The organism is Tianweitania sediminis (genome assembly GCF_017813335.1).
Classification (GTDB): domain Bacteria; phylum Pseudomonadota; class Alphaproteobacteria; order Rhizobiales; family Rhizobiaceae; genus Tianweitania; species Tianweitania sediminis.
The window spans coordinates 193828-217065 of sequence record NZ_JAGIYY010000005.1 but is presented as its reverse complement, the minus strand read 5'-3'; the positions used below and the strand labels follow the sequence as shown (position 1 = coordinate 217065).

The following is a 23238-nucleotide window of genomic DNA, read 5'->3' as shown; positions in this document are numbered from 1 at the left end:
GGATACCGTCCCCCCGCGAAATCACAATCGGCCCGGCTTTCTCGTGCTGGCGCAGGTTCGTGTAGGGATGCAGCGTGTTGGCGATATCCGCTGCCGCGAGCGAGTTGGAAAGCGTGTCCATGATAGCCTTCTTAGGTGCTGGAGCTGATAGTGAGTGTCTTGAGTTCGAGATATTCCTCAATCCCGTGGGTAGATCCTTCGCGTCCGAGCCCGCTTTCCTTGACCCGCCAAAGGCGAGACCGCGTTGGAGATCAAGCCTTCGTTGATGCCGATCATGCCCGTTTCCAGTGCGTCCGCGACTCTAAACATCCGGTCGATGTCGCGCGTGAAGAAATAGCCAGCGAGACCATAGGGCGTCGCATTGGCCGCCTCAATTACCTCCTCCTGGTTTTGCGCAGGTCGTCGATGGTGAGAAGCTTTTCAGTCAGGGGTATCATGATCGTAGGAGTCTCGGTCTCAAGAATGGACATCGATAACCCGACGCATCGTCGCCGCGACGTCGCGGGCGTTCGGCGGATCGGAATGAATGCAAACTGTCTGAAAATCCACCTTGCGGATGGTGCCGTCGGTTGCAACGAGCTCGCCGGCTGTCAGGGCGCGGCTCATGCGCTCTTCGGCGGCTTCTAGGTCGATGGCAGACTGTTGTCGCGGAATGATCAGGCTGCCGTCCGGAGCGTAGGTCAGGTCCGGGAAGAATTCACCGAGGAAGGGCACTTCGAGTTCGGCGGCGGCTGTCTGATGGCAGGTGCCGGCCATGCCGAAGATCGGCACGCCGAACGGCTTCACTGCAGCCGCGATGGCGCGGGCGCTGTCCATGTCGCGCGCGGCCATGCCATAGATGATCCCGTGCGGCTTCACATGTGCGAGTTCAAGCCCCTCCGCCCTGAGCAGGCCCGAGAGCGCACCGATCTGATATAGGAAGGCAGCCGTCAGCTCCTCCGGCTGCAGCTTCATTTCGCGGCGGCCAAAACCTTCGCGGTCCGGCAGGCCCGGGTGGGCGCCGATCGCCTTGCCGAGCGACTTTGCCAGCCGCACCGTCTTCAGCATCGTCCATGGGTCGGAGGCATGAAAGCCACAGGCGATGTTGGCGCAGTCGACATGCGGCATGATGCCGGCATCGTCGCCGAAGCGCCAGTTTCCATAGCTTTCACCCATGTCGCAATTGAGCGTGACCATCGTTGAATGTCCGTTGATTGTGCGGCCGGGCATCAGCCCAGCGTATTCTGCGTCCAGCTTGGCGCGATGTGCAGGTAAACGGGTTTTGGTTCGCGTCCACGCAGCAGACGCAAAACACGCGGCGGCGTGAGCGGCAGCTTGTCAACCGGCTTGCCGATGGCGTTCGCGACAGCGCATCCAATAGCCGCGCCCACGGCCAGGATCGGGACTTCGCCGGCGCCCTTGGTGCCAAGCGGTCCCATGGAAGGCGCGCCTTCGTATAGGTCGATCGCGACCGGCACGACGTCGCCTGCGAGCGGCACGCGGTAAGCTTCAAAACTGTCCTGCGCGATGCGTCCGTCGGCGGTGATCGTCACCTCTTCGTGTAGCGCATAACCGAGGCCCTGCACCACGCCTCCCTGAATTTGGCTATGGATCGCGCGCGGGTTCAAAGCGCGGCCGACATCCTGCACTACGCGATAAGCAAGCACTTCGACATGGCCGGTATCCGGGTCGACTGCAACTTCCGCCTCGTGGACAACGAAAACGGGTATATCAAGCGCGTCAACGAAATGGCCCGCGGCACAGCCGCTCATGGCCGGCGTGTTCTTGGCGGTGAATGATCCACTGCCGCTGATCGGGCCGGTGGTGGCTTGCGCATGCGCGACGACTGCGGGAATTGTGGTGCCCGAACCAGGCCGGCCGGCGATCTCGACGCGCCCGTTGGCGAGAACCAGATCCTCGGGCTTGGTTTGCAGCATCTCGCCTGCGGTCCGCAGCATCTTTTCGCGCACGTCGGCACAGGCGGCGACACTTGCGGCGCCGATTGACACCGTGGTGCGCCCGCCGCCAACCCCCGCATCAAGGCCGGCGGCGTCGGTGTCGGCTTCGCGCACGATTACCTGGTTGGGATCCAAGCCAAGCTGGCCGGCCACGATCTGCGGCAGCGCCTGCACCATGGTGCCTGAGCCGATCTCCACCCCCGACGTCACCAGCGTGGCGCTGCCATCGGCGTTGAGATTCACGGTGGCGGCCGAGGGGCCGACGAACACAAACCAGGTCCCGACCGTCGTTGCTTTGCCATAGAGCCGCCCGTCTGCAAGATGTTCGACGGTGCCGGTCTTTTCCCGAAGCGCGTCCATGCGTTGGAGCATCGGATGGAGCACATCATCTTCGAAAACCTGGCCGGTCGGACCGAGGTCGCCATCGCCCAGCACGTTCCTTTTGCGGAACTCGACGGGATCAAATCCCATCTTCGCGCAGATCTCGTCGGTGTGCCGCTCCAGCGCGAAAGTGTTGTAGACGCCGTTGCAGGCGCGGAAGGCTCCGTTGGGTGGAGTATTGGTATAAACCGCGCGGCTGACGATACGGATGGCGCCGACACGATAATTTCCGCCAAGCGTGTGCGAGGTCATCGTGGTAAGAAACACCTGCTCACCGCCATAGGCGCCGGCATCCATCAGCACAACTGCCTCGCGCCCAACGATCTCCCCATCGGGTGTCACGGCCGAGCGGATCACGATTTCGGCGTTCTCGCGGCAAAGGCAGGTCGCCATTTCTTCCTGGCGCGTGTTTTCCAGGATGACATCGCGACCAGTCATCTTGGCGAGAACGGCCGTGATCGGCTCGATTGAGGCATCGAATTTAAGGCCAAAGCCACCGCCGACGGGTGGAACCGTCACGCGGACATGGCCGGGAGGCAGCTGCATGACACGGCCGGTGACGTTGCGCACCGTCCACGGCACCTGCGTTGAGGTTTGAAGGTGAGCGCGCCCGTTCTCCCAGGAGCCGATCGCAACCCGTGGCTCGAGCGGGACATGGCTCTGGCGGCCGACACCGATGCTGCTTTCCACGACCTTTACGTCGGGACGCGCGAAGGCTGCGTCCACATCGCCCCGGCTTGATTTCGCTTCCCAGGCGATGTTACCCGAACGGGCGCCTCCCTCGAACAGCAGGTCGTAGCTGCGCCAGTCCTCATGGATCAGCCGCGCCTCGGGCGCGAGCGCATCGGCCATTGTCTGAACTGCGGGAAGCGGCTCGATCTCGATCACGATTGCCTTGAGTGCCGCGCGCGCTAACGCCTCGGTATCGGCCGCGATCGCGACGATCGGCTCGCCATGGTAGCGGATCGTATCGACAGCCAGTAAAGGATGGTCGGCGATGCCTATCCCGTAGAGGCCGGGCGCGTCCTGGCCGGTGACGACGCCTCGTACGCCCTCGCAATCCCAGACAGCAGAGACGTCCAGTTTCCTGATCCGTCCAGCAGCGAGGGTGGAGCGCAGTACCGCCGCATGCAGCGTATCTGGCCGCGCCCGGTCGACAGTGTATTTCGTGCGCCCGCGGAGCTTGTCCTGTGCATCCCGGCGCGGCAGGTTCATCACCGTTGAGGCTTCGGGTGAAAGCACGTCAGACATCGGCGAGCTCCGCTTTAGGCGCGGCACCATCCTTCAGGTGGTCCACAACGGCATCTATGATGCGCTCATAGCCGGTGCAGCGGCAGATGTTGCCGACCATCGCTGTTTTGATCGCCGTCCGATCGGCTTCAGGGTGATCGCGCACAAAGGCAGACAGCGCCATCACCATGCCGGGAAAGCACATGCCGCACTGGACGACGTCCGCCGCGGCAAAGGCTACCTGAAGCGGATGAAGCGGCTCGCGCCCGTTGCCCAGCCCTTCGATGGTGGTGACCTCGCGCCCGTCCAGGAGCCCCATCGGCTTCAGGCAGGCCATCTGCGCCTCGCCGTCGACTTGGACGGTGCAGGCACCGCAGAAGCCTTCGCGGCAGACGGGCTTGGCTCCAGTCAAAAATTTTTCGCGCCGCAAGACGTCAATCAGCGGGGTCATCGGATCGTCGTGGAAGCGGGTGGTCTGGCCGTTCAGGCGGAAGGTTACGCTCATGCGCGGGTCTCCAGCTTCGGCAAGCACGCAAACGCGCGCCGCACCAGCGCAGGCAGCACCTGGCAGCGATACCAGCCCTCCGCCTCGACGCCGTCACGCCCACTGAAATCCATGTGTTCGCGGGCGAGCTCAGCCGCCCTTTCAGGAGAAGCCGGCAGCCCGGGCAAGCGGGTCAGCGCGTTCTCAAGCGACGTCCAGCGCCGCGCCTGCTCTTCCACCGAGCCGACGGCGATGCGGATCGCACCTTCGCCGTCCACCGCCACCGACACGATAGCCACGGGGTAGTCGCCTGCCTTGCGCAGGGGTAGCCGCGCATGAGCGCTTGCAGCAACGTCGCGGCGGAGGTGAATGCGGGTGAGAATAGCAGTTCTGAGCAGCTCGCGTCGCTGCTTCAGAAATTCGGCCATGTTCAAGATCAGCGTGCGCTCCGGAGTGGCAAGTTCCACCATCGCGCCATACGCGAGGAAGGCTGGCACGAGATCGGCGGCGGAAAAGTCCGGCGTGCAGAGATTGCCGCCGACCGTGGCAACGCGGCGGATGGCAGGGTTAGCTGCCCCTTCCGCCGCGACGACTACGCCTTCGAAGCCGGCCGATCCCCTGAGGGCGTCGGCCAAGGCTTCATGGGTAACGGACGCACCTACCACGACTTCATCGGGATCGATGGCGATGTCCGTCATGCCTGACAGCCCGGAAAGCACCACGACCGCATCTGGCAAGTCGTGACCCCGACGCGGGTCGCGCATCATCCAGGTCCCACCCGCCAGCACCGCTGCTCCACTGCGTCGCGCAGACAGAGCCGCATCAATGCTGTCGGCAACGGCAAACTGCCGTTCCACGCTTTGCGACATCGATCTTCACCCTTGAAGCTGCCGTCTTGTTGCGGCACTGCAGCATCATCTTTGCTCAGCATATGACGCCTGTGAAATAGTAGTTCTGCGAATGATATATCGAAAAAACTGATAGCCTGTTCGCGACCGTGGGCGTCACGAGATCGGGCTACTCAGCTCCAATGCGCGATGGTGCGTTTCTCGTAGCTTTCGCGGAACTGCTCCGTAGTCTTTGGCAGCACTTCACCAGTCTCCCAGTCGAGAATGGTGGCGTACTGCCGAATGGCGTCGAGCGCATCGATCTCGCCAGCCTTATACCTGCGCGATACCTCTTGCGGGTCGCTCCGTGCCCAGTCTGTGCGTGCGGCGCGGATTTCCGCGCGTTTCGCCTCGGTCGCGGCTTCATCGATCTCGAAGGCGCAGAGGTCGCGGTCGATCTCCCGGATGACGACACCATAGTCCACCGCGGCTCGAGCGACGGAGACATAGTCGTCGATCACGTCCTCCATAACCTTCTTCGGATCGCGCTCCAGGGGATCGCCGAAGCCGCCGCCGCCAGCCGTCGGCCGTGCGAACTCGTCGCCGGTATGGACGGGATGGTCGGAGAAGACCGAGCCTAGCCAGGTCGGCTCATCCGAGCCGGCGCGCTTCAGCGTCAGCCCGTGCGGCATGGAGGGAAGGCCGCCCTCGACACCCCAGACGACGGCGCGCTCGCGGTCGCAGATGTAGGACATGACGGCACCCTCGGCCTCCAGCAGCAGCGAGGTCTTTTGGACGCCTACACCGCCCCGCCATTTGCCGGGCCCAGCAGAATCCTGCTTGATCTGGAACTCGGTGGTGCGGGTCGGGTTGACACGCTCGTTGCCCTCGTTGGGCTGCGACATCAAGCCGGTCCCGAAGCAGGCTGTGGTGACGTCAGCGCCATCCTTGCCGTTGCGCCCGCCCCAGCCCCCCGGCAGCCACTCGTAGAACATGAAGATCGGCTTTTCGGGCTTACGCGCATCTCGCCCGCCGGCGAGCAGATACTCGAGGTTGAAGGCGCAGGCGATCGCGCGCTCCGGCATGATTTTCGACCACATCTCGAAGATTGCGTTCATGATCTTTTCGAAGGGCATCAGAAAGCCAGTGACAGCCACCGGCCACTCTGCACTCACCACGCTGTTCTTCGGCGCGGTCACCTTGATCATCCGGTAGAAACCGCTGTTGAGGGGCAAGTCCGGAAAGAAGGTCTTGGTGCCAGCGACGACGGCCGAGAAGGTCGCTCCGGGTGCCGAGTTGTACATCGAGCCGATAGTCGGATGGCTGCCGGTGAAGTCGTAGGTGATCTCGTCGCCCTTGATCGTCATCTTGATGCGGATCGGGATCATGCCCTCCCCGCCCGTCGGATCGCGATCGATATAGTCCACCGTCTCCCAGGTGCCGTCCGGCAGTTCGGCGATGCGTTTGCGCACCGCGCGCTCGACGTAGTCCTGCACCTCCTCCATGCCGCGCGTGACCTGGTCGCGACCATACTTCCGCACCAGCCGCAGGATCTCGCGTTCGGCCACATGCGTCGCCTGCGCCTGAGAGTGGATGTCGCCGATGATCGAGGCCGGATCGCGAGTCTGGGCTGCGATCAGGTTGGCGACGTCGGAACAGAAGCGGCCTTTGTGGAAGAGCCTGACCGGCGTGATGCGCATGCCCTCGCGGAACATATCGCGTGCCGTCACGTCGAACGAGCCCGGCACGGAACCACCAAGATCCGACCAGTGGCCGTTCGACTGTGAAAAGCCGATCAGCTTGTCCTCGTCGAAAATCGGCCTGACGAGGCGCACGTCGGAGAAATGCGTGCCGCCGGCATAGGGGTCATTGATGGCGTAAACATCGCCCGGCGCCATGTCGCCTTCGAAGTGACGGATGACCTCCTTGCAGGTGTTGTGGAGCGTTCCGACGTGAACCGCGATGTCGTAGTTGCCCTGGGCGATCGAGTTTCCCTCCGCGTCGTGCAGCGCGTTGGAAAAATCTCGGTTGTAGATGACGAAGGAATAGCAGGTGCGCAGCATCTGCTCGGCCATCTGGTCGACGGTGGTGATAAAAGAGTTCTTCAGGACCTCGAACGTCACGGGGTCGAGGCTCTTGCCGGTCTCTGGTGTCTGGTTCATGGCGTCAGCCTTTCGTCGTGATGAGGATGTTCATGAAGGCGTCAACCGACGCCGCCATGCCCGGCGGCACCACGGTGGTGGAATCAAACTGCTCGACGATCGCGGGGCCGCTGAAAGTCGCGCCCGCCTTGAGATCATCGCGCTGGTAGAGCGCCGCATCGTGCGCCCTGCCCTCGAACCAGACCTCGCGGCGGCCGACGGTCTGAGGCGTATGGGCGCTGACTTGGTGCTTCGGCAGATCGGCCTTCGGCACGATGCCAACGGCCTTGACCGCGACGCGGAAGATCGAGACCGGGGCATCCTCGCGGCGGAAGTTGAACTCGCGCTCATGCTCGGCATGGAAGGCGTCGACCAGCGCCGAGACGCTCTCGACCTTCGCTGGGGCGGGCACCGAAAGCGCGCGCCACTGACCCTGGTACATCATCTCGACGCTGCGCTGCAGCGCCATGTCGGCTTCCGCAACACCCTCATGCGTCAGCCGCTCAACGGCCTGTGCTTCCATGCGTCCAAAGGCGCCCTCCATGTCCTCCGGCGCGACACTCGAGGCATCGGCCATGAAGCTGTCGGAGAAGTCGTGCTGGACATCAACCAGCAGACAACCAAGAGCAGAGGTGACGCCCGGGTTCGGCGGTACAATCACGGTCGGGATGGACAACTCCTTCGCGACCGCCGCGCCATGCAGGGCGCCAGCACCGCCGAAGGCCACCAGCGCAAAGTCGCGTGGGTCGTAGCCGCGGCTGATCGACAGAAGTCGCACGGCATTGGCCATGTTGGCATTGGCGACAGAGACGATGGCTTCCGCCGCCTCGTGCAGTTCCATGCCGAACGGGGCTGCAACAGTGTCGTGTACCGCTTCCCTTGCCAGGGAAGGATCGAGCGTGATCTTGCCGCCGGCAAGACTGGTGCCGAGGCGGCCGAGCACGACATTGGCGTCCGTATTGGTCGCGGTCTTGTTGCCGTTCTTGTAGCAGGCAGGGCCCGGATGTGCTCCGGCCGATTGCGGACCGTTCCGTAGCGAGCCGCCCTCGTCCTGCCAAGCGAGCGAGCCGCCTCCGGCACCTATGGTCAGTACCTCGATTGACGGAAAGCGGATCGGGTAGCCGTATTCGATGTACCAGTCCTTGGTAATGCGGGGCTCACCGGCATAGGCCAGCGACACGTCGGTCGACGTGCCGCCCATATCGAAGCCGATGGAATTGGGAAAGCCGCAGAGATTACCGATAAAGCGGCTGGCAATGGCGCCAGCCGCGATGCCGGAGCCGGCGAGGCGCGCCGAGAAATCCCGGACGCTGGCGGGCGTCATCACGCCGCCGCCGGAATGAAGCAGCAGAAGATCGCGTTTATAGCCGGCATCGGCCAGCTTCTCGCCGAGACGCGAGACGTAGTTGACGACGACTGGCGCGCAGACTGCGTTCGCCATGGTCGTCGAGAAACGTTCGTGCTCGAAGATTTCTGGCATGACCTCCGACGACACCGAGACCGGCACATCCGGTAGGACCTCAGCGAGGATCTCGCGCATGCGCCGCTCGTTTGCGCCGTTGACGTAGGAATTCATGAAGCAGACTGCGACTGCCTTCACCTCGCGCTTCTTCAGCACCTCGGCGACGCGGCGGGCATCGTCTTCGTTCAGGGACTGCAAAATTGCACCGGTGGCGTCGACGCGCTCGCGCACGGTCAGCCGATCGCGGCGCGGGATATAAGGCTTCGCGACGTCCTTGTAGGTGTCCCAGAGGTCCTCCTTGTTGGCGCGGCGGATCTCCACCACGTCGCGGAAACCTTCCGTGCAGACCATGGCGGCGCGCGGCAAGCGGCGCGTGATCAGGGCGTTGGTCGCCACCGTCGTCCCATGCGAGAACATGGAAACGTCAGGGAGGTCGATCCGCCCCTGCTCGATGCCGTTCATGATCGCCTGCATCGGATCATGCGGCGTCGACGCCGTTTTCTCGATCCGGATCGCGCCGGTCTCCTCGTCCATGATGCAGATGTCGGTGAAGGTCCCCCCGACATCCACGGCCACTCTGGTCTTCGTCATGCTGTTCCTCGCAAGGTAATTCACGAGCGGACACGCGTCCGCCCTCGCCGCAAGTCCAGGTTGCGGCGTTCGTTCGGATGATCGGGTATGCGCTCTAGTGCCCGCGCCGCTGGGGCGACCTGCCCGCCCGCTCAATGGCCTGCCGCCGGGTTTCGGTGGGCGAGCAGCCGAAGCGGGTACGATAGTGCTTGCAGAATTGCGACTGGTCGGCGAACCCCCACCGATATGCGACTTCTGCGATGGTGCGGCCATCAGAGACCATCGAGAGGTCTTCCGCGCAGCGATCGAGTCGGTTGTCGCGGATGAACCCGTTGATCGACTTCTCTGCGTCCTTGAACAGCCCCTGCAAGTAGCGCAGCGAGATGCCGCACGCCTCCGCCACCGCTTGCGGATTGAGCTCGCTGTTCTTCAGGTTGTCGCAGATGAATTGCTGAGCACGCTGCAGGTGCCCGGCGCGCACCGAAGACACGCTGCTGTCCAGCACGCGGTCATCCGAGACCACTGAAAGGCAGAGCATCTCAAGGAGGTGCCGGCCCATCATTTCGCGCGCAGCATCGTCAATGGCGTCGATATGGACGATCGTGGTGCGCACCGTGTCGAGGAAGAGCGCAGCGACACCTTGCGTGGCGTCGAAGGAGAGAGCGCTCAGGCGATCGGCCGACCCGATGCGCGAGCGGACGCTGGCCGTCGGCACCTTCAGCACCCAGAGCGCGTTGGCCCGACCGTGCCAGAACTCATAAGGCGCGTCGCCACGCTCAACCAGAAACGAGCCCGGCTCACAGCGCACACTGCGCGAGCCTTGAGAAAAGTTGACCTCACTGACTTCCGGAATGGTGATCAGCAGGCTGGAATCCTGCTCGTTGAGGAAGTGCCTGCGATGGCGGCGGTAGTGCACCCCATCGCACAGCATGCGCGAGACACTGACAGTGCCCAGCGCATAGATATCCAGCGAACCGCGGAATTCATGACGGTTGCGATACTCGGTGTCGAGCGGAAAATAGGCGGCTGTGACAGCGGCTTGCCAGGCGTCTCCGCCTGTGGGGCCGCCGACCGTATCGACGACGTACTTCATTCCCCGACCTTTCTTGTTGGCTGCCAGATCGTCTTGGCGCACTCAAGGTTCTGAGGACAAGGATACAGAAATTTGCCTGCGAGTCTTGGTGGTTCTGCGCAGTAAGTCTTGTCCGTCCGCGTCACGGCGAGAGGGAGTTTCGGTGCCGTTAAACTGTAAGCGCCTCATGGAACGCGAGCACCTCGGTCGAGACCGACCTCTTCGGGTCACGCCCTTGACGGCGTCGCTGAAAGCAATTCCAAACTTGGGACGAGCTGGCTTAAGTCAACGTCCGGGAGCGCAGAGGATTTCGGCCGTGGTTATCTGCACGCACCTCACAGCCTGCTCGTTCGCCCGCTTGCGAACGCTTCTTTCGTACGTGACTAGTCCACTCGCCTGGTTCTGCAGTAATTGCTAACGGAGCATACGCCAGCCATCACGTTCAGCGCCGAGCACTCGGTTAGGAGAGACTTTTGAACCAGTCGAGGCAAATCGTAAGCAAGACGGGAGTTGCGGGACGACAGGGCGCTGTTTCAGCAGGTCGTCTGGAGAGCGCTGAGGCTGCCATGGAGATGCTTGGGCAGGGCGGTAATGCGGTAGATGCAGCTGTGGCCGCCGAGTTCGTCGCGGGCACTTAGCAACCCGCGCTAAAACTCCTAAATTATGCAGCTTATGTTCGGCTGTTCGCCGTGTACATCAGTGTCTGAGACAACAAGTTGATTAAAGAGGACTTACGGGCATGATCGCGGTTCTTCGCTCTTGGCTGGAGTTGGTCAGGCTGCCACGGTTCGGACCGAAAGCGCTAGCGGCTTCGCTCGCCCTCGGGGCTGTGGTGCTCTGGGCCACGTGGCCGACGTTGGCAACCTGGGCGCAGCCCGCTCCCCCGTTCCTCGTTCTGTCCCTGGCCGCGCCTGTGGGCTTCTGCGTTTCCATCATTCCGGCCTTGGCATCTGGCTGCATGGGCGCGTTCGTTCGCACCTCGCCAATGACGATCTTGCTCGTCGCGGCAGGCCTGCAGATCACAACATCCTCTACCTTTTGGCCATGCCCCGGATTGGGCCTGCCGAGGCAAACGTGATCGCCTACCTATGGCCGATCCTTCTTGTGCTAATCTTGTCGATCATGCACCGAATGCCGCTGGGGGGCTGGTCAGTGGAGCGGCATCCTTGCAGCCTTCGCCGGGGCTGCCCTAGCCATCGGACCGACCTTCTCACATGGTTTCGATCTGGCCGGTATTGCCATGGCTTTTCCACTGTCACCGCTTCGAAACCGCGCTTTCGAAAGAGGCGGCCGGTAGCCTGGAGGATTCTAGCTTACGGTGGCGAGACTGAACAAGCTGCCGTTTGCCCGACAAATGTCCTGAGCGATCCGCTAGTCCAGAAATCGGTATCCCACTCCCGGCTCGTTTAGGATGAACCTTGGCGCGGCCGGGTCGTCGCCGAGCTTGGCGCGAAGGCGGCCGATGAAGACGCGCAGGTACTGGAGGTCGTGTTCGTGGGCCGGTCCCCAGATGTCGGCGAGCAGTTGACGATGAGTGAGGATGCGTCCGGCGTTGCGGGCGAGCAGCGCGAGAAGGTCGAACTCCTTGCGCGTGAGCTTGAGCGGATCCCCTGCAAGCACGACCTCATGGCTGGCGAGATCGATGCAGAGGTCGCCGCGTACGATTTCCGTTTCGGGCGCCGCGCCCCCCGATGCGGATCGAAGCAGCGCCCTGACGCGTGCCAGCATTTCCGCGATGCCGAAGGGCTTAACGACGTAATCGTTGGCCCCCGCATCGAGAGCTGCGACCTTCTCCTCCTCGGCCTGGCGGACGGAGAGGATCAGAATAGGCACCTGCGACCACTCCCGAATTCTCGCGATCACCGCCTTGCCGTCCAAGTCGGGCAAACCGAGGTCGAGCACGACGAGATCGGGCTGAGCGGTCGCCGCCTTGGCGATCCCACTCCTGCCGGACGCCTCCTCCTCCATCGTGAAGCCTTGCGCCTCCAGCGCCACGCGCAGAAACTTCCGGATGCCCGGGTCGTCCTCGATCAGGAGAATACGGCCAGTCTTCATACGGGCGCGCCGGATAGTGCAGCGGTGGGAAGGGTCAAGACGATGCGCGTCCCGCTGCCATCCTTCTGCGCCGCCTCGGCGCGGATCGTTCCGCCATGCGCGTCGATGATCCCCTTGGCAATGGCAAGGCCGAGACCAGTGCCGCCCGGCTGGCCGTCGCCCGCGCGGACGCGGAAGAACATGTCGAAGACATGCGGGCGGTCGCTCTCGGGAATGCCTGGGCCTTCGTCCGTTATGGTCAGCGTGACGGCATCGCCGCTCGAGTCGGCCGACAGGGTCACCTGCGAACCCCGTGGCGCGTATTTCGCGGCATTGTCGAGAATGTTCGCTACCACCTGCTCCAGAAGGCCGGCATCGCCGGACACCTCGCGCAAGGAAGCCGGCAGGTCTCGGACAATCCGATGTCCGGCGAGATCGCGATCCAGCCGCCGCAAGGCCCGGCCCACCACCTCGCGCAGATCGACAGGTTGCCGGGCCACCTTCAGTGCACCATAGCCGAGACGGGTCATGTCGAGAAGGTTCTGGACGTAGCGGTTGAGCCGCTCGCCCTCGTCACGGATCGTCTCGGCCATGCTCCGGCGGCCGGAGGTGCCCAGCGCCTCGTCCGCGTCGACCAGCGTGGTCGCAGCGCCGATGATCGAGACCAGCGGGGTTCTCAGATCATGGCTGACGGAGGAGAGCAGTGCAGCACGCAGGCTCTCGGTCTCCGCCAGCAGGCGCGTCTGCTCCATGTCGGACGCGAGCTTGGTGCGCTCGATGGCGAGACCGACCTGGTCAACCAGGGAGTCCAGCAGCCGCCGCTCCTCCGTGTTGATGTATTGGCGCGCGCCGAACTGGACGCCCAGCAGTCCGTGAATACGGTCCGCGCTCTTCATCGGCAGAAACAGCCAGCTTGCCGACGGCAGGGTCTGCGACGACCAGCCCGCCGGCTCGCGCTTGTCCCACGCCCACTCCGCCGCGCCGCGGTCGCGCGGTTCAAGATGGTCCTCGGGCGGCATGCCCCCCACGATCGCAAGCTGGCCCGAGGCATCCGGCATGAGGATCATCGACGAGCACTGCATCGTCGATGCGACGTGGGTCACTGCCGCCCAGACCACGTCGTCCAGCGAGGCGACACTTGCGACCTTGCGCGAGAAGTCGAACAGGTTCGCCGTTCGTTTGGCGATCGCGCGCTGAGCCCGCGCCTGGTCGCGCAGGCGCGCTGCGAGATTGCCTGTCACGACCGCCACAGCCAGAAACAGGAAGAGCGTCAGCACCAGATCCTGGTTGGCGATCTCGAAGGTGAAGAACGGCTCAGTGAGGAAAAAGTTGTAGCTGAGGAAGGCCAGCCCGCTGGCGAAGATCGAGGGCCACAGACCGAAGCGGGCGGCAACCCCCAGCACAGCCACCAGGAAGAAGAGCGACAGACTTTCGACCGGAAAGACGCGATTGACGAAAATCGCAATGACGGTGGCGGCCGCGACAGCGGCAACCGACCAGAAATAGGCCTTCGGATCGCGCTCAGGAGCGAGGACGGCACCACGGATCGCAGCCTTCCTGGCTTCCCCCGGATCGGCCGAAACGATCGTCACCTCGAAATCGTCGGCCTTGCGGATGATCTCCTCGGCGACCGTCTCGCGCGTGAACCAAGCCGTGAATAGACGCGGCCGTGGGCGTCCGAGCACGATGCGCGAGACGTTGCGGCTGCGGGCGAAGGTAAGAATCTCGTCGGCGACATGGCTCTCGGCGTTGATGGTCGAGATGTCTGCTCCCAAGGACTCGGCGAGCCGCAGGGTCTCGGCGATCGAATCCTTGGCAGCATCCGAGAGGTGCTCGGATGCCGGTGTCGTAACGCACGCCGCAACCCAGTCCGTCCGCGACCGCTCGGCCATGCGTTTTGCAGCTCGGACGAGTGCCTTGGAGACGGGCGCCTCGTTGACGCAGACGAGCACCCGATCCTGCGCTGGCCACGGGCCGGGGATCGCATGGCTCTTCATGTGGGCCGTCATCTGTGCATCGACCCGATCGGCGGCGACACGCATCGCGAGTTCCCGGAGGGCAGTCAAGTTGCCCTTGGAGAAGAAATTCTGGATCGCGCGTGCAATCTGATCCTGGATGTAGACCTTGCCTTCCCGCAGCCGCTCGATGAGTTCGTCCGGCGGCAGGTCGATCAGTTCGATGTCGTCGGCGAGTTCCAGGACCTTGTCCGGGATCGTCTCCCGCACCTTCACCCGGGCGATCCGGGCGACGACGTCGTTGAGGCTTTCGAGGTGCTGAATGTTCAGCGTCGAATAGACATCGATCCCTGTTGCCAGAAGCTCTTCCACGTCCTGCCAGCGTTTTTCATGTCGGCTGCCCGGCACGTTGGTGTGGGCCAGTTCGTCCACGAGAACCAGTCGCGGGTGCCGGGCGATGATGCGATCGAGGTCCATTTCAGCGAGCAGGCGCCCGCCATAAGGAATTTGCGCCCGCGGAACGACCTCCAAGCCTGCGACAAGCCGCTCAGTCTCACTCCGGCCATGCGCCTCAACGACACCGACCACGACGTCGAGACCGTCCGCCCCACGTCGCTGCGCGGCCTCCAGCATCGCATAGGTCTTGCCGACGCCAGGGGCAGCACCCAGAAAGATCTTCAGCCGCCCGCGCCCCTCCTTCGCGGCTTCCGCCAGGAGTGCCTCGGGTTCGGGGCGGCTTTCCTTTTCCATCGTCAATCAGCGACCGGAATGCGTTCGTCAAGCGCGAGATTGAGCAGCAGCACATTGACGCGCGGCTCGCCCAGCACGCCGAGCGTCCGGTTCTCGATATGCTCGGTGACCAGCGCGCGGACCGCAGCCCGATCTGCATCTCGCGCGGCGGCGACGCGCTCGACCTGCAGGATTGCAGCCGCCGGCGAGATGTGCGGGTCGAGACCGCTGCCGGACGTGGTGACGAGATCGATGGGGACCGACGCGCCGCCGTTCGCAGCACTGACCCGCTTCGCATCTGCCGTCACACGTTCGATCAGTATCTTCGATGTCGGCCCGAGATTGCTGCCGCCGGTGGAAGCGGCATCGTAGCTGTCGGTTCCGGCAGCTGAGGGGCGTCCGTGGAAATAGGCTTCGCCCGAGAAGGACTGGCCGATTAGCGAGGAGCCGATGATCCGGCCGTCGCGCTCGACCAGGCTGCCATTCGCCTCGTTCGGGAAGAGCGCCTGCGCGGCGCCCGTCATCGCCAGCGGATAGGCTACTCCGGTGAGCAGCGTGAATAGGGCGAGAAGGGTCAGAGCGGGTCTGAGTTCGGAAAGCATTGTGTCACCTCATACGATGCCAGCGGCGTTGACAATCAGGTCGATCGCCTTGATGCCGATGAAGGGAACGATAAGGCCGCCAAGGCCATAGACGAGAAGGTTGTGGCGCAGGAGTGTTACAGCCGTCGCCGGCTGGTACTTCACGCCTCGCAGAGCCAGCGGGATCAACGCGATGATGATCAGGGCGTTGAAGATGACGGCCGACAGGATGGCGCTCCCTGGGCTGCCGAGACCCATGACGTTGAGCACGCCGAGCGCCGGATAGGCGGTCACGAACAGGGCCGGCAGGATGGCGAAATATTTCGCCACGTCGTTCGCTACGGAGAAGGTCGTCAGCGAGCCGCGGCTGATCAGCAACTGCTTGCCCACAAGCACGATCTCAATGAGCTTGGTCGGATCCGAATCGAGGTCGATCAGGTTGCCCGCTTCCTTCGCGGCGGGCGTGCCCGTGTTCATGGCCACGCCGACATCGGCCTGGGCAAGTGCGGGGGCGTCGTTCGACCCGTCGCCACACATGGCGACGAGCTTGCCCTCGGCCTGCTCCTTACGGATCAGCTCCAGTTTGCGCTCCGGCGTAGCCTCGGCGAGGAAATCGTCAACGCCGGCCTCGGCGGCGATGGCGGCCGCCGTCAGCGGATTGTCGCCCGTAACCATGACCGTGCGCACGCCCATCCTCCGCAGTTCGGCGAACCGCTCGCGGATGCCCGGCTTGACGATGTCCTTCAGCTGGATAACGCCGAGCACGCGCTTGTCGCGGGCGACCAGCAGAGGGGTGCCGCCGGATTTTGCTATGCCTTCGACGACGGCGCGGATCTGCGGGGTGGTGCCGATGCCGCACCATGCGAGGATCGCATCGGAGGCCCCCTTGCGCAGCGTCGACCCATGCTTCAGGTCGGCCCCGGAGATGCGCGTGTTGGCGGAAAAGGGAATGGCTTCCGCGACCTCGTCCGTTCCGTCCAGGGTCCGGCCGAGCTGCTTGCGTGCAAAATCCACGATCGATCGACCCTCGGGTGTCTCGTCGGCAAGGGATGCGATCAGCGCGGCCTCCGCCATCTCCTTTTGCGACACGCCCTGTAAGGGCTCGAAGGCGTCGGCCTGTCGCGCTCCGAAGGTGATCGTGCCGGTTTTGTCGAGAAGAAGCACGTCGACATCGCCGGCCGCTTCCACCGCTCGGCCCGATTTGGCGATGACGTTGGCCTTCACCAGCCGATCCATGCCGGCAATGCCGATGGCAGACAGGAGGCCGCCGATCGTGGTCGGGATGAGCGTGACGAGCAGTGCGATCAGGAAGACCACCGGCACGTACGCGCCGGAATAGATGACGAAGGGCTGAAGCGTGACGACGACGATCAGGAAGATGATCGTCATGCCCGCGAGCAGGATGTTGAGCGCAATCTCGTTCGGGGTCTTCTGGCGTTCCGCTCCCTCGACCATGGCGATCATCCTATCAAGGAAGCTCTCGCCGGGCTTTGAGGTGATCTTGACCTTGATCCAGTCCGACACGACTCGCGTGCCGCCAGTCACCGCCGACCGGTCGCCGCCCGCCTCGCGGATCACCGATGCGGATTCGCCGGTGATCGCGCTCTCGTCGACGGAGGCGATGCCCTCAATGATCTCGCCGTCGGCGGGCACGATGTCGTCGACTTTCACCAGCACCAAGTCTCCCGGCCTGAGCGACCGACTCGAAACCGTTTCAGGCGCGTCCGAATCGATCGAGGGAAGCCTGCGCGCAGGCGTCTCGGACTGAGTGGCGCGCAGTGTATCGGCGCGGGCCTTGCCACGGCCCTCAGCCATCGCTTCGGCGACATTGGCGAAGTACACGGTGAACCAGAGCCAGGCGGCGATCTGCCCGGTAAGGGCCACGTTCTCACCTCCGGCGACAAGATCGCGCAGGAACAACAAGGTGGAAAGCGCTGCCACCACCAGGGTGACGAACATGACGGGGTTCCTGGCCATCAGGCGCGGATCAAGCTTTGTGAAAGCCATTTTCGGCGCGGGACCGGTAACGCGCCAGTCGAACAGGGAGATATCGGGTTTCTTGCGCATGGGAGTGCCTCAGAAGGTTTCGCCGGCGAGCATCGAGACGTGCTCGGCTATCGGACCCAGCGCGAGCGCCGGGAAGAAGGTCAATCCGCCGAGGATCAGGATCACGGCGATCAAGAGGGTGACGAACAGCGGCCCGTGCGTGGGGAAGGTGCCGGACGATGCCGGCGCCGACTTTTTGGCCGCCAGCGACCCGGCGACCGCCAGCATCGGCACGATGTAGATGAAGCGCCCCAGCAGCATGGCGATGCCCTGCATCGTGTTGTGGTAGGGCACTCCCGCCCCCAAGCCCGCGAAGGCCGAGCCATTGTTTCCCGTTGCCGAGGAATAGGCGTAGAGGATCTCGGAAAGTCCGTGCGGGCCGGCATCCTGGAGCGAGGACAGCGAGATCGGCAGCACGGCGGCGAGCGCACCGAGCCCCAGCACGCCGAGCGGCATGACCAGGAAGGCGATGACGGCGAGCTTCACCTCACGCGCCTCGATCTTCTTGCCGAGGTATTCCGGCGTGCGCCCGACCATCAACCCGGCAAGGAACACGGTCAGCACGACGAAGGACAGCATGCCGTAGAAGCCCGACCCCACGCCGCCGAACACCACTTCGCCGATCTGCATCAGGAGCATCGGGGCGAGCGCACCGAGCGGCATGAACGAGTCGTGCATCGAATTGACCGAGCCGTTGGACGCCGCCGTCGTGGCGGTCGCCCAGAGCGTGGAATTGCCGACGCCGAAGCGGACTTCCTTGCCCTCCATGTTGCCGGCCGTTTGTTCGACCGGAAGCTGCGCGTACGCCGGATTGCCGGAGACTTCCGAACCATAGGTCAGCGCGAGAGCGCCGAGGAACAGGAGCCCCATGGCCGCGAAGATCGCCACGCCCTGGCGCGTGTCGCGCACCATTCGCCCGAACATGAAGCAGAAGGCGGCCGGGATAAGCAGGAGCGAAACCATCTCCGCAAGGTTCGAAAGCGGCGTTGGGTTTTCATAAGGCACGGACGAGTTCGCGTTCCAAAAGCCACCGCCGTTTGTGCCGAGCTGCTTGATCGCGATCTGCGAGGCAGCGGGGCCCTGGCTGATCGTTTGTTGCGCGCCTTCGACGGTCGTCGCGGTCACATAGGCCATCAGGTTCTGCGGCACGCCCTGCCAAACCAGGAACAGCGTCAGCAGGATCGACAGGGGCAGAAGCACGTAGAGAACGGAGCGGGTCAGGTCGACCCAAAAATTGCCGAGCGTCTTTTGCTCGCGGGCGAAGAAGCCACGGATGATCGCCGCACAGACCGCCATGCCAACGCCGGCTGAGACGAAGTTCTGCACCGTCAGCCCGGCCATCTGGCTGAAGTACGACATGGTCGTTTCCCCGCCATAGGCCTGCCAGTTGGTGTTGGTCGTGAATGAGATAGCCGTGTTGAAGGCGAGGTCTGGCGAAAGGGGGCCGAGCGCCTGCGGGTTGAACGGCAGCAGGTGCTGCAGTCGCAGGATCGCGTAGAGCAGCGCCCAGGAGCCGAGGCTGAGTGCGAGCACGGACAGCGAATAGCGCGTCCAGTGCTGGCCCTGGTCCGGGCGGATGCCGGCGAGCCTGTAGATGCCGCGTTCGACGGGGGCGAGGAGCGGCGATAGCCGGGTCCTACCGCCTTCATAGATGTGAGCGAGATAGAGGCCGAGCGGCCATGCGAGCGCGGTCACGAGTGCCGCATAGAGGATGAACTGCAGAATGTCGGGGGCCATGAGAATGTCCTTGCGCTGGGTCAGAACCGTTCCGGTCGAGCCAGCGCATAGCCAAGATAGACGAGGATGAGAGCGGCAACCGCGCCGCCGACGATGAGGTCGAGAGCCATGTCGGAAACCTCAGAGCCGTTCGAGCAGGCGCACAGAGGCAGCGGCGGCGACGAAGAAGCCGGCTGCCAGCGCAATGTAGAGGATGTCGGACATGGAACGCTCCGTGTTGTCGGGAGCGTCCTACCTATGGCGCGGAGGCATCAACGCGCGATGTGTCATCGAAACGATCGGTGTAAACAGCGCATAAACGCGACTGGGGAGAATCCACGCTCCGCAGCACAGAAAGTGTCCTCCGCAGCTATCGCGAAGCGTGGCGGGAGGCGTCCATATCCCTGGCAGCCGAACTCCTAGATTTCGGTGCGCTCAGCCAGCAGCAGCGCGTCCTAGACGTCGACGCCGAAATAGCGGACCGTGTTCTCGATCTTGGAGTGACCAAGCAGGATCTGGATGGCGCCGATGTTTCCGGTCGCCCTGTAGATCATCGAGGTCTTCGTGCGCCGAAGCGAGTCCGCCGACCACCTCACGGATCCTGATCTTGACCAAGTCATAGCCGCGAAGCTTCCTGTCGATTGGCAGATCGAACAACGCTCTATCCCGAACGCGTCTCTCGCGATCAAGGAAAAACGAATGGCTTGGATTTGCTTCTGGGTGAACGGAGGCTTGGTGTGCCGACCTTCTTTCCGATGTTCCAGGCAGCGCGCTCGCGACTAGCACTATCGATTTGGAATGGCGCCCATGTGAGTTCTCTCGGCCATGATTGGCCAAAGGAGATTTTGGCGAAACGCTACGGCTTGGGGCCGAACGCCAGTTGGCAGCTTACAGGAGGCGAAGCGGCTTTCCTGGACAAACCGTTCCCGCAGGGGACAGGGTTCACTTTTCCGTTCCGCCACTGCTATCCTTAGGAACGATGCCAGAGTCGCTCGGGAGAAACTCGGCGACCAAACGCGGACATTGATTGAGCCGGCTGACGAGCGGACGCGCAAAGGCGTCCGCAGCCAGGAGAGGACCCCCTCATGGCCGACGATCCCTACAATCTAAAGCGCTTCGTCGCGGCGCAGGAACCTGTCTTCGACATCGCCTTGGCGGAGCTAAAAGAAGGCAAGAAGCGAGGCCACTGGATGTGGTTCGTGTTTCCCCAGCTGCGCGGGCTTGGCTATTCTCCCACTGCGCAATTCTATGGCATCGTATCCGTCGACGAGGCCCGCGCCTATCTCCAGCATGACGTGCTGGGCTCGCGCCTGACCCTCTGCACCCAGACGGTCTTGGAGGGTCAAGCGCAGTCGTTGATCGATATTTTTGGCTCCCCCGACGACCTCAAATTCCGGTCGTCAATGACCTTGTTCGAAGCGGCCGATCCGAAGGAAGATCTTTTCGGCCGGGCGTTGGACGGCTTGTGTTCAGGGAACCGCGATGAGCGGACGCTGAATTTGGTCAAGTCGTGAGCCTTTGGTCACCGCGCCGATGACCAGCGCTCGCCGGATTCATTGATCGCGAGTTCGCCGTTGAAGCCGTATTCACGATTGCTGTGAGCGATCCCATGCGTTCGCTCTCGAGGAGCATGCCGGTCGCAGTGATAAGCGCAAATTCGGCGCGGTGATACTCAAGTCAGTTAAGCGCACCAGAAGACAAGTGCTTGGCGATCGTTGCGCGATCCAACTCGTTGTTTGCGTTGCGCGGGAGGCGCTTTCGGAAGATGATGTGCTTCGGTCGCTTGTAGGCGGCGATCCGCGAACCAACAAAGGCACGCAAGGCGTCGGGGTCGGGATGAACGCCCTCCATTAGAACAACTGCGGCGACAACCACCTCCCCCCAGCGTTCGTCCGGGGCGCCGAAAACTGCGGCGTCCGCGACTTGGGGATGCTGCTTCAGCACCTGCTCTACTTCGGCGGGATAGACGTTCTCGCCGCCGCTTTTGATCAGCGTTTTTCTCGCGCTGCGCCCCTGGTAAAAGAGCCATCCGCCTTCGAGCCGGCCAAGATCGCCTGTGTGGTGCCAGCCGTCCTGGAACGCCGCGGCGGTTTCAGCCGCCCTGTTCCAGTAGCCCTTCATCACCAACGGCCCGCGGACGAGGATTTCACCCGTTTCACCTTCTGGAAGCAGCATGCCGTCCTCGGCTCCAATCGCAACGTCGCTGAGCGGCGACGGCTGACCCGACGCGCCGGGCATAGCTTGGGCTTGGCCGAGCGAAACCAAACCGGACGTTTCCGTTTGACCGAACCCGCTCCAGAAACGGGCATTTGGCCAGTTTTTTTCTAGGCGCTCGATGGTGGCTGGTGCTTCAAGTCCGAGGCAGAACCGCAGCGTGGACAGGTCATGCCCTCCTTCTTCCGCTGCATCAAGCAGCGCTGCGAGCATGGGCGGAAAAGTTCCGGCCATCGTCACTCCGTACTTCGCAATGGCTTGCGCTGCATCAGCCGCGTCGAAGCGGGGCCGCACCACGGTTGCGCCGCCGGCAAATTGGACCGCAAACGCGAAGCTCAATGCCATGATATGGAATAGCGGCAGATTGCCGAGAAACACTGCCTTGTCGTCAAGCTTCAGGCCATAACCAAGCTGGACGGCAGACGCGATCATGTTGCCATGGGTCAGCATCACGCCACGTGGCACCCCGTCGGTGGCCGCCGTGTAGATCAAGCACAGCACAGCATCGGCATCGGGATCTGGAGAAAGTCCTGAGCCCGGCGTCGCCGGCGCCAGCGCTTTGATGGATCCGTCCGCTTGATCAAGCGTGAGGAGTTGGAGGGGACCAACACCCTCCGCGAGTGCCTCTGCCACATCACGCGTGGCTGCGTCGCACACCAACAGAACTGGCTGGCAGTCGTCGACGATGATGTTGAGTTCAGACACCTGCAGCCGCCAATTGAGCGGCACGAGAATGGCTCCGATACGGGCCGCGGCTCCCAACAGCGCGTAAAATCGTATGTGGTTTTCGGCCAAAACTGCGATGCGGTCGCCGGGTGAAACGCCAAGCTCCGCTAGTTGGGCGGTTAGGCCGAGGGCTTTGGTCAACAGGTCGCGATGGGTGAGAACACCTAGATCGCCAACAAAAGCGGCGTGCTCCGGCCGGACACGAGCGTTGCGCTCGATCACGTTCCAGACTGTGTAAGCGCGGAGAGGATTCGGCATCTCGAACTCACCTTCTGAAATGCGAACGATGTTGGGTCAGGCAAGCCAGCGCTTGCGCCGGCGGTAGTGCTTCACGGCATGGTAGTCGACGCCACTGCCACCCCCGAGATAGGCTTGCTGGATATCCGGATTGGATTTCAGAACGTCTGCTGTGCCGCTCATCACGATGCGTCCCTGCTCGATCAGGTAAGCGGATTGCGCGACATCAAGCGCGGCAACGGCATTCTGCTCGACAAGAAGCACCGCTGTGTTCTGCTCGGCATTGATGCGACGGATCGTATCGAATATCTCATCGACGAGAAAAGGAGCAAGGCCAAGGCTGGGCTCATCAAGCAGGATCAGCTTCGGCTTGGTCATCAAGGCGCGCCCGATCGCCAGCATCTGCTGCTCACCACCAGACAAGTAACCCGCCTTCGACTTGTTTCGTTCAGCCAGCCGCGGAAAGAGTTGAAACATCTGCTCGACCAGCCCTGCGACTTCAGAGCGATCCCCGTGCATAGAGGTTGCGGCCAGAAGGTTCTCTTCGGGCGTCAGGTGCTCAAAGACGCGGCGACCTTCTAGGACATGAACCAGCCCACGGCGGACCCGCTCCGGCGGATCAAGCGCCAAGATATCTGTTCCTTCGAACGTGATTTGACCGTGGCTGACGGCACCACGTTCGGGCTTTAGAAGTCCGCTGATAGACTTCAGGATCGTGCTCTTGCCGGCGCCATTCGCACCCAGAAGCGCGACGAGCCCACCTTCCGGCACCTCGATCGACACGCCCTTCACTGCCAGAAAGACGCTGTCGTAGACGACCTCGATGTTGTTCAACGCAAGCAGTGTCATTGGTGACCTGAAGCTCTGGAGGAAACCGGTACGGCCGAGCCTCAGCT

Annotated in this window: 16 protein-coding genes and 1 pseudogene; 1 reads left to right on the top strand and 16 read right to left on the bottom strand. The window is 63.1% G+C overall.

The features are described from left to right. Nucleotides 1–131 precede the first annotated feature (131 nt). The 14 genes and pseudogenes from J5Y06_RS15750 to J5Y06_RS15685 all read right to left on the bottom strand — a co-directional run. A pseudogene (locus J5Y06_RS15750) lies at nucleotides 132–390 on the bottom strand (aldehyde dehydrogenase family protein); the annotation flags it as partial. A gap of 66 nt (nucleotides 391–456) precedes the next feature. Next, nucleotides 457–1176, bottom strand: coding sequence for a LamB/YcsF family protein (locus J5Y06_RS15745; protein WP_209336143.1), 720 nt, complete (start codon nucleotides 1174–1176; stop codon nucleotides 457–459). A gap of 32 nt (nucleotides 1177–1208) precedes the next feature. Beyond that, nucleotides 1209–3569: a xanthine dehydrogenase family protein molybdopterin-binding subunit gene (locus J5Y06_RS15740; RefSeq protein ID WP_209336142.1), complete on the bottom strand. Its 2361-nt coding sequence runs from the start codon at nucleotides 3567–3569 to the stop codon at nucleotides 1209–1211. After that, entirely contained in the window at nucleotides 3562–4053 is a 492-nt protein-coding gene (locus J5Y06_RS15735; RefSeq protein ID WP_209336141.1) for a (2Fe-2S)-binding protein, read from the bottom strand. The genes J5Y06_RS15740 and J5Y06_RS15735 overlap by 8 nt, the downstream gene beginning before the upstream one ends. Next, nucleotides 4050–4901, bottom strand: coding sequence for an FAD binding domain-containing protein (locus J5Y06_RS15730; RefSeq protein WP_209336140.1), 852 nt, complete (start codon nucleotides 4899–4901; stop codon nucleotides 4050–4052). The genes J5Y06_RS15735 and J5Y06_RS15730 overlap by 4 nt, the downstream gene beginning before the upstream one ends. Nucleotides 4902–5053: 152 nt before the next feature. After that, a complete protein-coding gene (locus tag J5Y06_RS15725) occupies nucleotides 5054–7021 on the bottom strand; it encodes a hydantoinase B/oxoprolinase family protein (protein WP_209336139.1) in 1968 nt (655 codons plus the stop codon). A 4-nt stretch (nucleotides 7022–7025) separates the two neighbouring features. Further along, complete coding sequence (locus J5Y06_RS15720) at nucleotides 7026–9053, bottom strand: hydantoinase/oxoprolinase family protein (protein WP_209336138.1); 2028 nt, start codon at nucleotides 9051–9053, stop codon at nucleotides 7026–7028. Nucleotides 9054–9147: 94 nt separating this feature from the next. Beyond that, entirely contained in the window at nucleotides 9148–10125 is a 978-nt protein-coding gene (locus J5Y06_RS15715; protein WP_209336137.1) for an AraC-like ligand-binding domain-containing protein, read from the bottom strand. Nucleotides 10126–11475: 1350 nt separating this feature from the next. Continuing rightward, a complete protein-coding gene (locus J5Y06_RS15710; protein WP_209336136.1) occupies nucleotides 11476–12159 on the bottom strand; it encodes a response regulator in 684 nt (227 codons plus the stop codon). Then, nucleotides 12156–14843, bottom strand: a complete 2688-nt coding sequence (locus J5Y06_RS15705; protein WP_209336135.1) for a sensor histidine kinase — start codon at nucleotides 14841–14843, stop codon at nucleotides 12156–12158. The genes J5Y06_RS15710 and J5Y06_RS15705 overlap by 4 nt, the downstream gene beginning before the upstream one ends. Nucleotides 14844–14845: 2 nt before the next feature. Beyond that, nucleotides 14846–15424 (bottom strand): potassium-transporting ATPase subunit KdpC, encoded by a 579-nt coding sequence (kdpC, locus tag J5Y06_RS15700; RefSeq protein ID WP_209336134.1) that lies wholly within the window; start codon nucleotides 15422–15424, stop codon nucleotides 14846–14848. A gap of 9 nt (nucleotides 15425–15433) precedes the next feature. Continuing rightward, nucleotides 15434–17470 (bottom strand): potassium-transporting ATPase subunit KdpB, encoded by a 2037-nt coding sequence (gene kdpB / locus J5Y06_RS15695; protein WP_209336133.1) that lies wholly within the window; start codon nucleotides 17468–17470, stop codon nucleotides 15434–15436. A gap of 9 nt (nucleotides 17471–17479) precedes the next feature. Further along, nucleotides 17480–19186 (bottom strand): potassium-transporting ATPase subunit KdpA, encoded by a 1707-nt coding sequence (kdpA, locus tag J5Y06_RS15690; protein WP_209336132.1) that lies wholly within the window; start codon nucleotides 19184–19186, stop codon nucleotides 17480–17482. Nucleotides 19187–19206: 20 nt separating this feature from the next. Continuing rightward, on the bottom strand, nucleotides 19207–19296 hold the full coding sequence (locus J5Y06_RS15685; protein ID WP_209336131.1) for a potassium-transporting ATPase subunit F: 90 nt from the start codon (nucleotides 19294–19296) through the stop codon (nucleotides 19207–19209). A 954-nt stretch (nucleotides 19297–20250) separates the two neighbouring features. Here J5Y06_RS15685 and J5Y06_RS15675 point away from each other — a divergent pair. Then, the gene (locus J5Y06_RS15675; RefSeq protein ID WP_209336130.1) at nucleotides 20251–20679 is read left to right on the top strand and encodes a DUF1810 domain-containing protein; all 429 of its coding nucleotides are present in this window, start codon (nucleotides 20251–20253) and stop codon (nucleotides 20677–20679) included. Nucleotides 20680–20842: 163 nt separating this feature from the next. Here the strand turns inward: J5Y06_RS15675 and J5Y06_RS15670 are convergent, their stop codons facing one another. Next, the gene (locus J5Y06_RS15670; RefSeq protein ID WP_209336129.1) at nucleotides 20843–22363 is read right to left on the bottom strand and encodes an AMP-binding protein; all 1521 of its coding nucleotides are present in this window, start codon (nucleotides 22361–22363) and stop codon (nucleotides 20843–20845) included. A gap of 36 nt (nucleotides 22364–22399) precedes the next feature. Continuing rightward, nucleotides 22400–23191 (bottom strand): ABC transporter ATP-binding protein, encoded by a 792-nt coding sequence (locus tag J5Y06_RS15665; RefSeq protein ID WP_209336128.1) that lies wholly within the window; start codon nucleotides 23189–23191, stop codon nucleotides 22400–22402. Between the last annotated feature and the right edge of the window lie 47 nt (nucleotides 23192–23238).

Excerpts from the sequence above, each read along its gene's own strand:
- J5Y06_RS15675 (WP_209336130.1), top strand. The coding sequence starts at position 20,251 with ATGGCCGACGATCCCTACAATCTAAAGCGCTTCGTCGCGGCGCAGGAA.
- J5Y06_RS15685 (WP_209336131.1), bottom strand. The coding sequence starts at position 19,296 with ATGGCTCTCGACCTCATCGTCGGCGGCGCGGTTGCCGCTCTCATCCTC.
- J5Y06_RS15720 (WP_209336138.1), bottom strand. The coding sequence starts at position 9,053 with ATGACGAAGACCAGAGTGGCCGTGGATGTCGGGGGGACCTTCACCGAC.
- J5Y06_RS15725 (WP_209336139.1), bottom strand. The coding sequence starts at position 7,021 with ATGAACCAGACACCAGAGACCGGCAAGAGCCTCGACCCCGTGACGTTC.
- J5Y06_RS15740 (WP_209336142.1), bottom strand. The coding sequence starts at position 3,569 with ATGTCTGACGTGCTTTCACCCGAAGCCTCAACGGTGATGAACCTGCCG.
- J5Y06_RS15745 (WP_209336143.1), bottom strand. The coding sequence starts at position 1,176 with ATGGTCACGCTCAATTGCGACATGGGTGAAAGCTATGGAAACTGGCGC.
- J5Y06_RS15705 (WP_209336135.1), bottom strand. The coding sequence starts at position 14,843 with ATGGAAAAGGAAAGCCGCCCCGAACCCGAGGCACTCCTGGCGGAAGCC.
- kdpC (WP_209336134.1), bottom strand. The coding sequence starts at position 15,424 with ATGCTTTCCGAACTCAGACCCGCTCTGACCCTTCTCGCCCTATTCACG.
- J5Y06_RS15665 (WP_209336128.1), bottom strand. The coding sequence starts at position 23,191 with ATGACACTGCTTGCGTTGAACAACATCGAGGTCGTCTACGACAGCGTC.
- J5Y06_RS15715 (WP_209336137.1), bottom strand. The coding sequence starts at position 10,125 with ATGAAGTACGTCGTCGATACGGTCGGCGGCCCCACAGGCGGAGACGCC.
- J5Y06_RS15730 (WP_209336140.1), bottom strand. The coding sequence starts at position 4,901 with ATGTCGCAAAGCGTGGAACGGCAGTTTGCCGTTGCCGACAGCATTGAT.
- kdpB (WP_209336133.1), bottom strand. The coding sequence starts at position 17,470 with ATGCGCAAGAAACCCGATATCTCCCTGTTCGACTGGCGCGTTACCGGT.
- kdpA (WP_209336132.1), bottom strand. The coding sequence starts at position 19,186 with ATGGCCCCCGACATTCTGCAGTTCATCCTCTATGCGGCACTCGTGACC.
- J5Y06_RS15670 (WP_209336129.1), bottom strand. The coding sequence starts at position 22,363 with ATGCCGAATCCTCTCCGCGCTTACACAGTCTGGAACGTGATCGAGCGC.
- J5Y06_RS15735 (WP_209336141.1), bottom strand. The coding sequence starts at position 4,053 with ATGAGCGTAACCTTCCGCCTGAACGGCCAGACCACCCGCTTCCACGAC.
- J5Y06_RS15710 (WP_209336136.1), bottom strand. The coding sequence starts at position 12,159 with ATGAAGACTGGCCGTATTCTCCTGATCGAGGACGACCCGGGCATCCGG.